Below are 16,142 nucleotides of genomic sequence, written 5' to 3'. Positions count from 1 at the left end.
GAATAAAACTGAATTTAAATGGAATGAGCCCAATGGAATATCGAGCTCATTATTACAAATCTAATAACTAAATTCGTCCAAACTTTTGGGGGCAGTCCAAAACTGGGCGGCTTTTTTGTTATATAAACTCCTGAGAATTTAGGCGGTGGCTTCTTCTAATTTATCCTTATTCAGGAAAACGAATTTGTTGTCGAATACATCTAACAGAATCCGACTGTCTTTATCTACTTTACCTGAAAGAATTTCTTTTGATAGCTCATTCAGAATTCGTTTTTGAATAACACGTTTCAGAGGACGTGCCCCAAATTGCGGATCATAACCCAATTGAGATAGCCAATCGAGTGCATCAGGTGATGCATCCAGTTCTATTCCCATCTCTGCCAATGTATGCTGAACCTGTTTAAACTGCAGGTTCACTATTTCCCGAAGTTCATGTCTTGTTAACGGTGTAAACATGATTAGCTCGTCAATACGGTTTAAAAACTCGGGCCTGATAGTTTGTTTTAACAGCTCAAAAAGTTCATTTTTAGTTTTTGCAATTACTTCGTCGCGGTTGTCTTCGTCCAGGTTTTTAAAGTTTTCCTGAATTAAATGAGAACCAATGTTTGAAGTCATAATGATGATGGTGTTCTTAAAGTTCACCACACGGCCCTTGTTGTCTGTTAAACGTCCGTCATCTAACACCTGCAACAGAATATTAAATACATCAGGGTGTGCTTTTTCAATTTCATCTAAAAGTATAACGCTGTACGGTTTCCTTCTAACGGCTTCTGTCAATTGTCCGCCTTCATCATAACCAACGTATCCCGGAGGTGCACCGATCAGGCGTGAAACAGCATGCCGTTCCTGGTATTCACTCATGTCAATCCGTACCATAGCGCTCTCGTCATTAAAAAGGAAATCGGCCAAGGCTTTCGCCAGCTCTGTTTTACCTACTCCGGTAGTTCCAAGAAATATGAAAGAGCCTATTGGTTTCCTTTTATCCTGTAATCCTGCTCTCGAACGACGTATAGCATCAGATATCGCTTCTATGGCTTCTTCCTGTCCGGCCACCCGCTTGTGCAGCTCTTCTTCCAGGTTTAACAGTTTCTCGCGTTCACTCTGGATCATTTTAGTGACCGGGATGCCGGTCCAACGGGATACTACGCCCGCAATGTCCTCTGCAGTAACTTCCTCTTTCAGCATGCGGCTTTCGGCCTGTTTGCTTTCAAGTTCTTTCTTTAAATGCTCTACCTGGTCTTGGGCTTCTTTAATTTTACCGTAACGGAGTTCAGCTACTTTGCCGTAATCACCTGCCCGTTCAGCCTGTTCGGCCTCCAGTTTATAATTTTCAATTTGCTCGATCAGGTGGTTGATGGCATCTACACTGTCTTTTTCTTCCTGCCATTTGGCTCTGATTGAATCTCTTTCTGCCGAAAGGTTGGCTATTTCTTCGCTTAACTGACTTACCTTTTGCTCGTCATTTTCACGCTTTATAGCTTCGCGTTCAATTTCAAGCTGCATGATTTTACGTTCAATTTCATCAACAGCTTCCGGTACAGAATCCATCTCCAGACGCAGTTTTGAAGCCGCTTCATCCATCAGGTCTATTGCTTTATCCGGTAAAAACCGGTCTGAAATATAGCGTTGCGAAAGTTCTACTGCTGCAATGATCGCTTCATCCTTAATCCGTACTTTGTGGTGGGTTTCGTAGCGTTCTTTTAAACCCCGAAGAATAGATATTGCATCCTGTGTATCCGGTTCATCCACCATCACTTTCTGGAAACGGCGTTCAAGGGCTTTATCCTTTTCTAAATATTTCTGATATTCATTTAAAGTGGTAGCCCCTATTGCACGAAGCTCGCCCCGGGCCAAAGCCGGTTTCAGGATATTGGCAGCGTCCATTGCTCCTTCTCCACCTCCGGCACCCACAAGTGTGTGTATCTCATCAATAAATAAAATGATCTCTCCGTCAGATTGTGTTACTTCTTTAACCACAGCTTTTAAACGTTCTTCAAATTCACCTTTGTATTTTGCTCCTGCAACCAGGGCACCCATATCCAGCGAGAAGACAATTTTGCTTTTTAAATTTTCGGGAACGTCCCCTTTAATAATCCTGAAAGCAATTCCTTCTGCGATAGCTGTTTTACCAACACCGGGCTCACCTATCAATATCGGGTTGTTTTTAGTTCTTCTGGACAGGATTTGAATAACACGTCGAATTTCGTCATCCCTCCCGATCACAGGATCAAGTTTTCCTGATTCTGCAAACTCATTGAGATTACGGGCGTATTTGTTTAAAGCATTGTATGTTGCTTCTGCATTCTGATCTGTTACACGAGTGTTTCCTCTAAGGTCTGTTATTGCTTTTTTAAGGTCTTTTTCGGTTACTCCTGCATCTTTAAGTATAGAAGATACCTTATCTCCGGTACTCAGAATACCAAGTAAAATATGCTCTACCGATACGAAATCATCTTTAAATTCTTTTAAGTAAGACTGGGCTTTCTGCAAGGCACTGTTTGCACCAGACGACAAATAAATATCACTGCCGCTTACTTTCGGAAAGCTCTGTATCTGTGCATCTAACACACTGTTTACCCGGTTGAGGTTAACATTCAGTTTTTTCAAAAGGTAGCTGATAACGTTTTCATCAACCAAAAGCAACCCTTTTAAAAGGTGTGCTGTTTCAATAGCCTGCTGCTGATTGCCGCTTGCTATTTCGGAAGCTTTTTGTACCGCTTCCTGTGCTTTGATTGTAAAGTTATTAAAATTCATAGTACTTATTTGTCCTCAAAATAGCTGCCACGCATAGTGAAAGATAATAAATAAGAAATTTTGTCGGATAAAAACAAAAACTACCCGACGAAAAGTCTGGTAGATAGGGAGTTAAGCTGAAATTTTTTCCGTAAGAGATTAGAAAAAGAAAATTAACTCTTTTATATATTGTATAATTTAAAGTTCAGTTGAAGGAATAGGCTAATCAAGTGCAGAATGTAGCTGCTGTGTTTGATAATCTACCAGCTTCTGCAGAGGGCCGCTTGCCAGCATTTTCAGCATCATGTTCAATTCGGCAGAAAGGGTATAGGTTACCTGGGTTGTCTGGTGCCCGTAATTAGAGAAAGTCCAGCGTAGCTGAGTTTTAAAAGGAGCATCCGGCGTTGCAACAATAGAAATTAGCGTATTTTCAATTCTTTCAACTACCTGCAGCGTAAGTTTAGCCATATTTTTTATGGTAAAACTCGCTTCATCAGGATTGGAAGACCAGTCTGTAACAGTATCAGGCATTAGCTGTTTATGATTGTTCAGATTGGAAAGAAATGTATAAACTTCATCCAAAGGTTTTTTTATTACAGCTTTACTTTCAAAAACAGTCATGCCTGGTATTTACTAACTTTCTTTTTCCTGTCCCCATTCAGATGGGTTTTCTCTCCATTTGTGCAGTAACTCTATTTCATCCGAGCTGATAAAGCTATGTTCGGAAGCATAATGAATTAAAGCTGTATAGTTTGATAACGTTGAAAAACGGCATTTTGCAGCTTTAAAGTTTTTATCAGCTGTATCAAACCCATAACTAAAAATGGCAACAAGGCCTGCAACATCACAACCCGCATCGCGGAGTGCCTGCACTGCCTGCAAACTGCTTTTTCCTGTAGAGATTAAATCCTCTACTACTACCACTCTTTGTCCTTCAAAAAGTTCTCCTTCAATAAGGCTTCCGGTACCGTGTTCTTTTGGTTTTGAACGTACATAAGCAAATGGAAGTCCCAGATCCTGTGCCACCAGTACACCCTGAGGGATACCTGCTGTTGCAACTCCCGCAACAAGGCCCACAGAACCAAATTCATCCTGAATTAAATCGGATAATTTTTGACGGATATAAGTGCGTATTGACGGATGTGAAAGTGTAATACGGTTATCGCAATAGATGGGAGATTTCCATCCGGAAGCCCATGTAAAAGGATTATTAGGTTGTAATTTTATTGCTTTAATTTGTAACAAAAATTCGGCAACTTTCTGTTCGGTCTCACTCTTGTTAAGCATGGCACAAATGTATAGAATTTATATCAACGAAGCAGTCCTAATTATTACTGATTTTATCCCTGAGCAGCTTGGAAATTATCAACTAATTGAAAATCAGAAATTTCATTTCTTTACTTTTTATAATGATGTTAAAAAGAACGATCATCCGGCAACTTTTGTTCTGTTAACCGAGGATGCAAAACACGTTTTTAAACAGCTGAAAAAATCAGTAACCATTATAAAAGCAGCAGGCGGTTTAGTAAGGAATGAAGAGAATAAATACTTGTTTATATTCAGAAGAGGGAAATGGGATTTACCTAAAGGGAAAATTGATGAGGGCGAAAAAACAAAGAAAGCAGCAGTAAGAGAAGTTGAAGAAGAATGCGGAATTCGTGTGGATAAAGTAGAGGGAAAACTTTGTAAAACCTGGCATGTGTACGAGCAGCAGTCGCACATTATTCTGAAAAAGACTACCTGGTATAAAATGAAAGCCGAAAATCAGGCCGACCTGGTTCCGCAGACAGAAGAAGAAATTACAGAAGCGAAATGGCTGGCCTTGGGAGATCTTGAACCTGTTAAGCAAAATACCTATCCTTTAATTGCCGATTTAATTAGCTTTATTGAGGTTTAAGAAAGGGAAGCGCACTTTCAGGAACGAATTTGCTTACATCGCCTCCATATTTAAGGATTTCTCTTACAATGGTTGAACTGATGGATGAATAGCCTGGTTTGCTCAAGATAAAAATACTTTCAATTTCCGGCTCTAAAGCGTGGTTCATTTGTGCTATGGCTTTTTCATATTCAAAGTCAGAAACGGTGCGGATACCGCGAATCATGTAGGAAGCGCCTGCCTTTTTACAAAATTCTACTGTTAAGCCTTCGTAACTAACTACTTCAATTTTCTTTTCAGCAGCAAATACCGCCTTTAATATTTTCTCTCTGGTTGGAGCATCAATAAAGGAAGATTTGTTGCTGTTTATCCCTATTCCAATAATTACTTTATCGAATAATGAAATAGAACGTTCCATAATGTCAACATGGGCTTTCGTTACAGGGTCGAAGGATCCGGGAAATAGAGCAATTTTCATTGTTATCAGGTTATTAGGTAGTAGGCATTAGGTGTTAGGTAACAGATTATTAGTCATTGTCATTAATTCATCTTTGTTTTCAAAAAAGCTAAAGGACGAGTAGCCATATTTTCTTTGTTCGGTAAATTGGGTGTATTGATCCAGCTTTATAGTTGAAGGGTGTTCCACTATTAATAAACCTTCCTTTTTTAAAAGTCCTTTTTCAAAAACAATAGCAGGAATGGTAACTAAACCGGGTAAATCGTACGGAGCATCTGCAAATATGATGTCGTAACTATCTGAATCGTTTTTTAAAAACTTAAAAACATCTGATTTATATGTTTTGATATTGTTGAGATGGTAAGTCAAAGCCGTTTTTTTAAGATATTGCACACAACCGAAGTCTTTGTCGACACTAACAACCTGGGTTCCCCGCGAAGCAAATTCAAATGAAATGTTCCCGGTGCCGCTAAACAAGTCTAACACTTTTAAATGTTCAAAATGAAAACGGTTTGTAAGAATATTGAATAAGGCCTCTTTAGCCATATCAGTCGTAGGCCTTACAGGCAAGTTATGCGGCGGATTTAATCTTAAACCTTTAAGCGTACCACCGATTATTCGCATAAGCTTAAACTTAACAAGCCAAAAAAACGGTGTGGAGGAATCTCTTTAAAAAAACCGTCTTCTTTTATAAAGTTATCGGGATTTGCCAGCGTGATTTTTTTGAAATATTTCTGCAATACAGCATACTTATCGTCATTTTTTTCAATCTCACCCGAGATGGTCAGCTGGAGTATTTCGGGTTTTAAATTAAGCTGCTGAAGGATGAGAAGGAGAAAATAATTGAAGTCTGTTGCTGTTTGAATAGAGTATATATTATACAAATGCAGTTTGCCATCGTTTAGAATCAAGACCTCAAAATTGGTACTGTTAAATTGCAAAAGCAGTTGCCAGCCTGTGGCTATTGTAGCAGATAAAAGTGATTCAATTAAAGGCAATGCCGGATTGTATAGTTCAACTTGCGAAAAAAGGGTTTCCAGTGCATTTAATTGTGGAGCCGGAAATGCTGAAATACATTTTGCACCTGTTCTTTTTAAATCAGAAACCAGGAATTTTGAATTAGCATGGGCACCTATAAATCGTGAATAATCCTGCAGGTTATCTTCCGAGTATAATTCCGCCGGGATAAAAGTAAAAGCGGACGTCTCTACCGCTGCTTGTATTTTGGCAAAAGGTTGATTAAGCAGCCTGTCATCCTTAAAGAAATCACCAGATCGTTTCCCTTCTACGTCTTCGAGTGCAGAATGAAATAAAACCTTTAGTTCCTTTTCTTCGGCGCTTACAATTGCATACGACAAAGAAGTATCCGAAATACGCAACAGCAAATTGCAATTCCCGGTATTTTCAATGGAGAAACTGCTTTCGACGATTTGAACCTTTCCGGTAGTATTCATATCAGCAAAACTAAAATTTTTTACCGAATCAGCATCATTGGAAAGAAATATGCAATTTAGCGTTAATGAGCATTTCCTCTATTTTATCCAGACAATTTAAGCTAACTCCAACCCAGCAGCAGTTGCTTGTTTTTACGCAGCTTGAGTGCTTTTTAAGTTCAGAAAACAGCAGAAATTGTTTTGTATTAAAAGGATATGCCGGAACGGGGAAAACAACCATTATAAGCGCTTTGGTAAAAACCCTGCCGCAATTGTTAAAGCGCTCGGTTTTGCTGGCCCCTACTGGAAGGGCCGCAAAGGTAATAAGCAATTATTCAGGAAAAAAAGCCTTTACTATCCATAAAAAGATTTATAGGAAAAAATCCGCTTTATCGCCGGAAATGAGCTTCGTGCTGGGAGAAAATCTGGCAGAAAATACTGTTTTTATTGTGGATGAGGCTTCTATGATCAGTAATGAGCAAAATGATTTTTCCAGGAGCAGTTTGTTAAAAGATCTGATACGCTACGTTTACAGCGGCAAGAACTGCAGTTTGATGCTGGTAGGGGATACCGCTCAGCTGCCTCCGGTAGGCTCGGAAGAAAGCCCGGCACTGGATAGTGACCTGTTAAAAAATGTATTTGATCTCGACCTGTTTTCTTTTGAACTTACCGATGTAGTAAGACAGGAAAAGTCGTCAGGCATTTTGTTCAATGCTACCAATATTCGTGAAATGATACGTGAAAGGGCTGAAGATTTTCCATCCTTTAGTGTAAAAGGATACAAGGATATTTACAGAATGACGGGCGAACGGCTTTCTGAAGGCCTTCAATATGCTTATGATAAGTATGGAATAGAGAATACCCTTGTTATCTGCCGCTCAAACAAAAGTGCAAATATCTATAATCAACAGATACGCAACCGGATTTTGTACCGTGAAGAAGAATTAACTGGCGGTGATTATCTGATGATAGTGAGGAATAACTATTTCTGGCTGGGCGAAGGGGAATCAAACAATGCCTTTATTGCTAACGGCGATGTGGCAAAGGTTCGGAAAGTTAGAAATATTCAGGAACTCTACGGCTTCCGTTTTGCCGACGTGGTGCTCGAATTTATTGATTATCCGGATGAAGAACCTTTAAGCTGCAAAGTACTGCTGGATACTTTATATACGGAAACACCCAGTTTATCCAATTCGGAGAGCCGAAGGTTGTATGAGTCGGTACTGGAAGATTACAGGCATATAGCCAACAAGCGCATGCAACTGCAGGAATTGAAAACAAATCCATATTTTAATGTCTTACAGGTAAAGTTTGCATTTGCTGTTACCTGTCATAAAGCCCAGGGCGGCCAATGGGATGCCGTTTTCGTTGATCAGGGTTACCTGAACGAAGAAATGATGAATCTGGATTTCTTACGGTGGTTGTATACGGCTGTAACACGGGCAACAAAGGAACTGTTCCTGGTTAATTTTGGCGAAGTTTTTTTCGACAGATAAAGGAAGAAACGGGTCTATTGTTGACGAATTTTGCTTTTTGTCATAAAAAATCAAGTTTTTGAATCTTTTCTTTTTCCCGACCGTATAAACATGTACATTAACTACCTATTCATGGAAACTACCAGGCAAAGAACCAACACCAGAATTTTTAGCTTTATTTCATTACTTGAGACTATGCGAATTGGTTGGGGAGCAATCAGCTCCAGGATTATGCACCTGGTAGAACGTATTTTCCCTGAAAAAAAGAATGGAATGCTTCCGTATATTATTAGAGAACATAAACTTCCCTATTCAAACCCCTCCGATACTCTTAAATCTGAAGTTGTTGTAGATGAGGGTGATGAAAAAATTATAGTTGATTCTACAGAAAAAGCAGTAAAAATATTCCGTGAAATATGGGAAGAAGATATGATTGGCCTTCAGGAAAACTTATATGCACTTTATCTGAATGCATCGAAAAACTTACTGGGTTCAAAATTAATTTCTGCAGGCACAACAACCCTTAGCAATGCCGATCCGGAACTGATTCTGTTTTACGCTCATAAGCTTGAAGCTGAAGCAGTCATCATCGCACACAATCATCCAAGCGGCGTTAATAAAGCTTCTGAATCAGACATTATTTACACTAAAGAAGTTAATGAAGCTCTCAGGGAGTCAGGGATTAAGCTGCTTGATCATATTATTCTTACAGCCCGGGCGCATTATTCCTATAAAGAGAAGATCGGTTTTTAATCATTTCCTTTTTCAAAATGTAACTATCTTATTAAAGAATTTATCTCCTTTGCTTTTTGCTATATATTTGTTTTAACCAATTAATGCTTAAAACAAATTCTTATGTCCGCACTCGTCTATTACCTGTATCGTGTCAGAATCAGGGAGTTTAATTTTTTAGCAGGTTTAAAGACTGGAGAATGAAGGATCTGGAAATCCCGTTTCTGGCTTTCCAGCACAGAAACAGTTCTGTTGAGCAGATATCCTTTAATCTTGATGCCTTAAATAACGAAATAATAGGAGCTGTTTCCTGGCCTGCTTATAACTATAAACCCGGTGTTTGTTTTTCTATTGCGCATGCCAATGAGTTTATACTTTTGAAGTACAGGGTTAGGGAACAGCAGTTGAAAGCGGCATACAGAAAAACAAATGATCCGGTTTATAAAGACAGTTGCGTTGAATTTTTTATCGCTTTTGGCAATGATAAAGCCTATTATAACTTAGAGTTCAATTGTATCGGTACCTGTCTTGCCGGATTTGGTGAATCGAGGATTGACAGGAAAGTAATTCCATCAGCCGTAATTGAGCTTATACAGCATCATTCCGTTATCAAATCTGTAAATATTGCAAATTCACAAATTGATTGGGAACTTACACTTGCTATTCCTGTAAAAGTCTTTTATTTTCATCAGTTAAAATCACTTGGCGGTCTTACGGCCCGGGTAAATTTTTATAAATGTGGAGATGAGTTGATTGAGCCGCATTATCTTAGCTGGAATAAAATCGAATCGGAGGAGGTAAGCTTTCATTTGCCCGAATTTTTTGGGAAAGCACATTTCGCAGAGGAAATTGAATAAAAATTTAAAAATTATAAAAACTAACTAAACTAACCAAATGACTACAATTGAAGGTGTTACTGAAAAGAAATCGTCGGGGACGATTAATCCGATAATAATTATCGGAGCTTTATTTTTTGTTTTTGGCTTTGTTACCTGGCTGAACTCGGTTCTAATTCCGTATTTAAAAATTGCCTGTGAGCTTAATAATTTTGAATCGTACCTCGTAGCTTTTTCCTTTTATATTTCTTACCTGGTAATGGCTATTCCTTCTGCCTGGGTACTTAAGGTTACCGGTTTTAAAAAGGGAATGGCAGTGGGACTAATTATTATGGCGGTCGGTGCTTTAATTTTTATTCCTGCCGCACTTAGCAGAACTTACGTTTTATTTCTTTTAGGACTATTTGTTCAGGGTACAGGCCTTGCGGTATTGCAAACTGCCGCCAATCCGTATATCACAATTCTTGGTCCGGCAGAAAGCGCTGCAAAGCGTATCAGTATAATGGGAATCTGTAATAAAATTGCCGGTGCCCTTGCGCCAATTATTTTGGGAGCTATTACCCTGAAAAATGCCGATGAACTGACCAGCCGCCTTGGAACAATGGATCCGGCTACAAAAGCAGCAGAGCTGAATGAACTGGCTTCCCGTGTGATATTGCCCTATGTAATTATTGTCGCGGTATTGGTTATTCTCGCGGTACTGGTTTATTTTTCTACTTTACCTGAAGTTGATACTGATCATGAAGATGAAGCTGTTGCAGCTGCAAATACCAATAAAACCAGCGTGTTGCAGTTTCCGCACCTGTTGTTAGGTGTATTAACCTTCTTTTTGTATGTAGGCGTTGAGGTAATTGCTGGCGACACAATTATAAGCTATGGTGCTTCGCAGGGTATTGCTTTATCAACCGCCAAATTTTTTACTACCCTAACATTACTTGCTATGATTGCCGGTTATGTTTTTGGAATTGTAGCTATTCCTAAATACCTGCGCCAGGAAAAGGCTTTGCAGATATGTGCCATACTGGGTGTTCTGTTTTCACTTGGAGCCCTTTTTACTCACGGATTTACTTCGGTGCTGTTTATAGCTTTATTAGGTTTGGCTAACTCGCTGATGTGGCCGGCTTTATGGCCGCTGGCAATTGCCGGATTAGGAAGATTTACAAAAATAGGATCGTCTTTTATAATTATGGCGATTGCAGGAGGAGCCTTAATTCCATTATTGTATGGACGTCTAGCAGATGCTTTTAGCCCGCATCAGGCTTACTGGATTGCCGTACCTTGTTACCTGTTTATACTTTATTATGCGGTTATCGGAAATAAGATCAGAAGATAATTCGTATTTAACAGATTAATTTTTTTTGATCCTGCAGATAATATACTGCAGGATTTTTTTTGTAAGAATATTCTATAGCCTTAGAAGCATCTATAAATAAGTAATTCATGACAAACAAAATCCAGTAAGGGAAAAATATCACCTTGAATTGATACTAATCCACATGTTATTATCTTAAATTTATCATCAATCCAAATTAATTCTTGTATATCAGGTAGTGTGTGAAGTGCCACGGAATGTTTTATTTGAAGTTTTAATTTGAAACAACAATGGAATTTTTAAAATCACTGGGAATTGTAAACGTAAATGCGGGTGTATCAACAGGAGAAAACTGGATAACAACGGCAGAAACTATTGAATCCGTTTCTCCTGTTGACGGGAAGAGCATAGCATCAGTTTCTATAGCTGCGGAAGAGGATTATAATGCGGTAGTTGAAAAGGCACAAAAAGCATTTTTAGAATGGAGAGAAGTACCAGCTCCTAAAAGAGGAGACGTAGTAAGGCAATTAGGAGAGTCTTTTCGAAAATATAAAAACGAACTGGGCATGCTTATTTCTTATGAAATGGGAAAAAGCCTACAGGAGGGCTTAGGTGAGGTTCAGGAAGTAATTGATATTTGTGATTTCGCCAATGGTTTGTCGCGGCAATTGTATGGTTTAACTATGCATTCTGAGAGGCCCAAACACCGAATGTACGAGCAGTATCACCCTTTGGGGATTGTTGGCGTCATTACTGCTTTTAATTTTCCTGCGGCGGTATGGTCATGGAACAGTATGCTGGCCTTTATTTGTGGCGATGTTTGTATCTGGAAACCTTCTCATAAAGTTCCGCTTACAGCTATTGCATGTCAGAAAATAACAGCCTGGGTTTTTAAAGAAAATGATGTTCCGGAAGGAGTTTCGAGCCTTGTTATAAGCGATTATCAGGTAGGGGAACTGATGGCAAAAGACAAACGGATTCCGCTTATTTCTGCAACAGGTTCTACTGAAATGGGTAAAAAGGTAGCGGCGATGGTAGGAGCGAGGTTAGGAAAGTCTTTACTCGAATTGGGCGGTAATAATGCCATTATTATATCTAAGCATGCGGATTTGCAAATAGCCCTTAATGCTGCTGTTTTTGGTGCCATCGGAACTGCCGGACAGCGTTGTACTACCACCCGGCGTTTAATTATTCATGAAGCCGTTTACGATGCTTTTAAAGAAAAACTGGTACATGCCTATAAACAGGTTAAAATAGGAAACCCTTTAAATGAAGGCGTACACATGGGGCCTCTGATTGATAAAGATGCTGTTCGTTCTTACCAGGAAGCAATTGAAAAGTGCAAAAAGCAAGGTGGCAAATTTATTGCAGAAGGTGGAATCTTAACAGGAACCGGCTTTGAAAGCGGGTGTTACGTAAAGCCTTGTATTGCAGAAGTGGAAAGTTATTTTCCCATTGTACAGGAAGAAACTTTTGCTCCGATTTTATATATTATGCAATATAAAACACTGGAAGAAGCAATTGCAATGCAGAACTTCGTTTCTCAGGGACTTTCATCTGCTCTTATGTCTTTAAATATGCAGGAGGTGGAAACGTATCTTTCGCATACAGGTTCGGATTGTGGAATTGCAAATGTTAATATTGGCACTTCCGGTGCAGAAATCGGCGGGGCATTTGGCGGAGAAAAAGATTCAGGTGGCGGTCGTGAGTCAGGTTCTGATGCCTGGAAAGCGTATATGCGGAGGCAAACCAACACCATAAATTATGGGAATGAATTGCCCTTAGCTCAGGGGATAAAGTTTGATCTGTGAGTAATGGGGCATCTCTCCCTAAAGGGAGAGAGTTATTAACAACTGACATTCTATTTGTTTATCTTGTTTATCGCTCTGCTATTACTTCTTAATTAAAATTCAGAAAAAGAGAGCATATTCCCTCTCCTTTGCAAGGAGAGGGGCCAGGGAGGTTAATTCTCCTTCAAGTAAGATTAAGTAAAATTACTATTCAGCTACCTTGCATCCGTGCGAAACATTTTTTAACTGGTTTTCAATACTGTTTCCGTCAATGAGCGCCCAATGGTGAATTATCTTATTATCTCTAACAACAAAAAAACGATACCCTTTTGTACTGATTTCTTTTCCTTCAGGATTAATTCCACGCCAGGAGCCCATGTGTTTCAATTCCATTTTTATTTTCAGGATGCTTTTATTTCCTTCCGTTACCTGATCTTCAATAATGGTTTTATGAAAAAACGCCTTCCCGGTTTCTTTGATCCAACTGAGTAAACCGGTACTATTAGCAGGCAGTAAATCTGGCAGAGAATGGTCAATGAAATCCACGTGAATAAAATCATCGATCTTTTCAAAATTGTTTTTGTTCCAGATCTCCTCAATAAAATCGCTTACAATGTTTGCCGTAGTTTTAATTGCTTTCATTATGAATAAATTTTATTCAAAATTCCGCATGTTTTTTAATAGAGTAATGCGTCAAAAGTCACAAAATTAACGCCTTCTTATTCTGCTGACGGTTTCGCGGGAAATGCCGATGTATGATGATAACTGTGATAAGGATATTCTCTGAAGAAGTTCTGGTTTGTTTTCTGCAAGAAAATGGTAGCGTTCGGTGGGTGTATATAATTTAAAAAGATTAGCATGCTCCTCCTGCTCGGCCAGCAATAACTCTAGCAGTTTTCTTCCAAAAGAGTTTATTTCCGAAGATTGCTCATATAGTTTTAACAGTTCTTCTTTATCAAATGCCAATATGGTTGACTCTTCACAAGCTTGTATAGCATATTCCGAAGGAGTTTTTTGCTGCAAACTCTTTAAATTGGTTGTAAAGGTATTATCCAGGCTAAAGTTAAGGTTGATATCTTTCCCGTCTTTATTATAAAAGGTACGAAGAAGGCCTTTTTCAACAAAATAGACATTTGTGCAGATGCTACCTTCGGCAAACAAATAGTCTCCCTTTTTCAGCTTTTTAGGTCTCGCTGAATTTAATAATAAGTCTAAACTATTATCAGAAATAACTTCAATTGTTCTGATTTTTTCTTTCAACAGGGGGTACATGGTTTTGATGTTTTCGTGCAAGATGTTTTTATCATCCATAAGAAAGCTAATATCGGCAAAAGACAAAGGGCTGAATTATTTTGAATGCAATTTATTGAAGTTAGAAAGCAAAATTTTTAATTTGTGTGGAAATATGGCTATACAAAGCGAAGGTATTTCTGTAGAAGAAGTTTTATCAGATCTTGCAGATCTCGGGAATGAAAAATTTAAGGATGGTCTGAAACGATTTGGAATAAAAAGTAAAAATGCATTGGGAATAAAGCTGCCGGTTTTGCGTGATTATGCTAAACATGTTGGAACAAATCATGAACTGGCATTATCGCTTTGGGAAACAGAAGTACATGAGGCTCGTTTATTAGCGGTTTTTATAGCAGACAAAAATAAAGTAAGTGAAGAACTTATGGAGCATTGGGTAATCGCTTTCAATTCCTGGGATATTTGCGATCAGGCCTGCGCACTGTTTGACCGCACTCCCTATGCTTTCAACAAAGCGACAGAGTGGGCTAAAAGGGAAGAAGAATTTGTAAAACGTGCAGGCTTTGTCTTGATGGCCGAACTGGCAGTACATGATAAAAAAGCGGCGGATGAAAAGTTTTCTACCTTTTTTAAGTTTATAATTGAAGAAGCGGATGACGATCGTAATTTCGTGAAGAAAGCGATCAACTGGGCATTAAGGCAAATTGGTAAAAGAAACAGCAATCTGAATACAGAAGCAATTGCAGCTGCCAAGATAATTAGAAACAGGAACAGTAAAAGTGCCAGATGGATTGCTGCAGATGCTTTACGGGAACTTACCAGCGAGCATACGAAACGAAGATTACTGGAAAAAAGGAGTTTAAAAAGAATTATATAAAATGAGAATGAAAAAACTAATCCTGTTAACGATAGTGCTTTCCGCTCTTAACATCTGCGGTTTTGCACAAACAAAAGTTACCAATCAGAATCTTTTTGATACTATCGGTTTTATTCCCGAGCACTATGTACAAAAGATGCAGGAATTTAAGAAAGAGCCTGTAAAAACCGGAAGGGTAATGTTTCTTGGAAACAGCATTACCGAAATGGGCGACTGGAAGGCTGTCCTTCACGATAGTACGGTAGTCAACAGGGGGATAGGGGGAGATATTACTTTTGGAGTGCTTAAAAGATTGGATGATATCCTGGTACGTAAACCTTCAAAGCTGTTCCTGTTGATAGGGATCAATGATATAGGTAAGGATATTCCGGATGCTGTTATTGCGGATAATATCGGGAGAATTGTGCAGAAAATAAAAGCTGGAAGTCCCCAAACTCAAATATATCTCCAAAGCATTCTGCCCGTTAATCCGGATGTGCAAGGGTTTCCGCAGCATTATGATAAGCGTACTCATATTACAGCAACCAATAAACTTATCAAACAAACTGCAGCATCGCTTTATGTTCCGTTTATAAACCTGGCCCCTTTATTTTCCGACTCAAAAGGACGTTTGGATGCTAAATATACCCGCGATGGCTTGCATTTAACAGCCGAGGGAGGGGGATATAAAATCTGGGTTGACCACCTTAAAAAAATGGGATATTTATAGACTCATTTTATTTTAATACAGAGATTTTACAGGTTTCATCCTCCGGACTTGTCATTTGTACTGATAACTGAGATATTCCGTCTACCAGTTTTATTGAATGATGGTTTAATAAATTAATTATTCTTTGAACCCAGGGTTGAACAAAGTTTCGTATCTCATTAATATTAATTGGTTCGGAAAAAGGATTTGTGGGATTTAACAATGAAGCACAGGCAGCATAAATAGTAATGAATTCTTCCTTTGTTAAGTACGCTGTATTTGCCTGCAAAGCTTGCGGCTCTTCATTTTCCTGTACAGGAGTAGGATAAAAATCTGCATTTATTGCACTCATCTTATTTAACAAGTGCTCAGCATTCCGATGTTCATTTAAATAAGTAAATTGTTTTATATACTCTTCAGGATTTGAAATCAGGTGTGAAAGTACCATAGTTTCAAGGATTTTTGTTAATTGCAGGGCGATGAATTCCATATCAGTAATAGGAAAACCGGTAGATGTTTCTCCCATCAGAATTTCTTCAATCGCAAAAATCCTTCTTTTGATTTCTTCCATTAACCCTTTATATCTTTCAATTTCAATTGAGTAATCTGGCATTTTCTTGTTTTCTTTAAGAGGTAAACATAAGAAATCTTAGAGTTTACAGTGGATTTTCAGGTTATAAATCGT

General features: G+C 38.7%; 17 protein-coding genes. 8 read left to right on the top strand and 9 right to left on the bottom strand.

The genetic code is table 11. From position 1 onward, the window contains the following. Positions 1–138: 138 nt before the first annotated feature. From clpB to pyrE, 3 genes are all read right to left on the bottom strand, one after another. On the bottom strand, positions 139–2,754 hold the full coding sequence (clpB, locus tag ACLCDL_RS16355) for an ATP-dependent chaperone ClpB (RefSeq protein WP_423149481.1): 2,616 nt from the start codon (positions 2,752–2,754) through the stop codon (positions 139–141). Between the two features lie 201 nt (positions 2,755–2,955). Further along, positions 2,956–3,354, bottom strand: coding sequence for an SRPBCC family protein (locus ACLCDL_RS16350; protein ID WP_423149480.1), 399 nt, complete (start codon positions 3,352–3,354; stop codon positions 2,956–2,958). A gap of 12 nt (positions 3,355–3,366) precedes the next feature. After that, a complete protein-coding gene (pyrE, locus tag ACLCDL_RS16345; protein WP_423149479.1) occupies positions 3,367–4,020 on the bottom strand; it encodes an orotate phosphoribosyltransferase in 654 nt (217 codons plus the stop codon). Between the two features lie 7 nt (positions 4,021–4,027). Between pyrE and ACLCDL_RS16340 the strand changes: the two genes are divergently transcribed. Further along, complete coding sequence (locus ACLCDL_RS16340; protein WP_423149478.1) at positions 4,028–4,630, top strand: NUDIX hydrolase; 603 nt, start codon at positions 4,028–4,030, stop codon at positions 4,628–4,630. Here ACLCDL_RS16340 and coaD read toward each other — a convergent pair. The 3 genes from coaD to ACLCDL_RS16325 are packed head-to-tail and all read right to left on the bottom strand — an operon-like array spanning position 4,617 to position 6,520. After that, on the bottom strand, positions 4,617–5,087 hold the full coding sequence (gene coaD / locus ACLCDL_RS16335) for a pantetheine-phosphate adenylyltransferase (RefSeq protein WP_423149477.1): 471 nt from the start codon (positions 5,085–5,087) through the stop codon (positions 4,617–4,619). The two genes, ACLCDL_RS16340 and coaD, sit on opposite strands and share 14 nt — an antisense overlap. A 27-nt stretch (positions 5,088–5,114) precedes the next feature. Further along, on the bottom strand, positions 5,115–5,690 hold the full coding sequence (locus ACLCDL_RS16330) for an RsmD family RNA methyltransferase (protein ID WP_423149476.1): 576 nt from the start codon (positions 5,688–5,690) through the stop codon (positions 5,115–5,117). After that, on the bottom strand, positions 5,681–6,520 hold the full coding sequence (locus ACLCDL_RS16325; RefSeq protein ID WP_423149475.1) for a DUF3822 family protein: 840 nt from the start codon (positions 6,518–6,520) through the stop codon (positions 5,681–5,683). Before ACLCDL_RS16325 ends, ACLCDL_RS16330 begins: the two co-directional genes overlap by 10 nt. A 65-nt stretch (positions 6,521–6,585) precedes the next feature. On the opposite strand from ACLCDL_RS16325, the gene ACLCDL_RS16320 reads away from it, so the two are divergent. From ACLCDL_RS16320 to amaB, 5 genes are all read left to right on the top strand, one after another. Further along, positions 6,586–7,995, top strand: coding sequence for an ATP-dependent DNA helicase (locus ACLCDL_RS16320; RefSeq protein ID WP_423149474.1), 1,410 nt, complete (start codon positions 6,586–6,588; stop codon positions 7,993–7,995). 111 nt (positions 7,996–8,106) lie between these two features. Next, positions 8,107–8,727: a JAB domain-containing protein gene (locus tag ACLCDL_RS16315; RefSeq protein WP_423149473.1), complete on the top strand. Its 621-nt coding sequence runs from the start codon at positions 8,107–8,109 to the stop codon at positions 8,725–8,727. A 179-nt stretch (positions 8,728–8,906) separates the two neighbouring features. Next, positions 8,907–9,563, top strand: coding sequence for a carbohydrate-binding family 9-like protein (locus ACLCDL_RS16310; RefSeq protein ID WP_423149472.1), 657 nt, complete (start codon positions 8,907–8,909; stop codon positions 9,561–9,563). Between the two features lie 37 nt (positions 9,564–9,600). Next, positions 9,601–10,875 (top strand): sugar MFS transporter, encoded by a 1,275-nt coding sequence (locus tag ACLCDL_RS16305; protein WP_423149471.1) that lies wholly within the window; start codon positions 9,601–9,603, stop codon positions 10,873–10,875. A gap of 269 nt (positions 10,876–11,144) precedes the next feature. Then, complete coding sequence (gene amaB / locus ACLCDL_RS16300; protein WP_423149470.1) at positions 11,145–12,665, top strand: L-piperidine-6-carboxylate dehydrogenase; 1,521 nt, start codon at positions 11,145–11,147, stop codon at positions 12,663–12,665. Positions 12,666–12,851: 186 nt separating this feature from the next. On the opposite strand, the gene ACLCDL_RS16295 is transcribed toward amaB, so the two are convergent. Then, a complete protein-coding gene (locus ACLCDL_RS16295) occupies positions 12,852–13,286 on the bottom strand; it encodes an ester cyclase (RefSeq protein ID WP_423149469.1) in 435 nt (144 codons plus the stop codon). A gap of 66 nt (positions 13,287–13,352) precedes the next feature. Next, entirely contained in the window at positions 13,353–13,955 is a 603-nt protein-coding gene (locus tag ACLCDL_RS16290) for a Crp/Fnr family transcriptional regulator (RefSeq protein WP_423149468.1), read from the bottom strand. 94 nt (positions 13,956–14,049) lie between these two features. Between ACLCDL_RS16290 and ACLCDL_RS16285 the strand changes: the two genes are divergently transcribed. Then, positions 14,050–14,769: a DNA alkylation repair protein gene (locus ACLCDL_RS16285; protein ID WP_423149467.1), complete on the top strand. Its 720-nt coding sequence runs from the start codon at positions 14,050–14,052 to the stop codon at positions 14,767–14,769. Positions 14,770–14,776: 7 nt separating this feature from the next. Further along, positions 14,777–15,478, top strand: a complete 702-nt coding sequence (locus ACLCDL_RS16280) for a GDSL-type esterase/lipase family protein (protein ID WP_423149466.1) — start codon at positions 14,777–14,779, stop codon at positions 15,476–15,478. 7 nt (positions 15,479–15,485) lie between these two features. Here ACLCDL_RS16280 and ACLCDL_RS16275 read toward each other — a convergent pair whose 3' ends face one another. Beyond that, complete coding sequence (locus ACLCDL_RS16275) at positions 15,486–16,070, bottom strand: hypothetical protein (RefSeq protein WP_423149465.1); 585 nt, start codon at positions 16,068–16,070, stop codon at positions 15,486–15,488. Between the last annotated feature and the right edge of the window lie 72 nt (positions 16,071–16,142).

Origin of the sequence: Rubrilithobacter danxiaensis (assembly GCF_047272945.1) — a bacterium.
Classification (GTDB): Bacteria; Bacteroidota; Bacteroidia; order Sphingobacteriales; family Sphingobacteriaceae; genus Rubrolithibacter; species Rubrolithibacter danxiaensis.
This window is presented reverse-complemented; position numbering and strand designations above follow the sequence as displayed.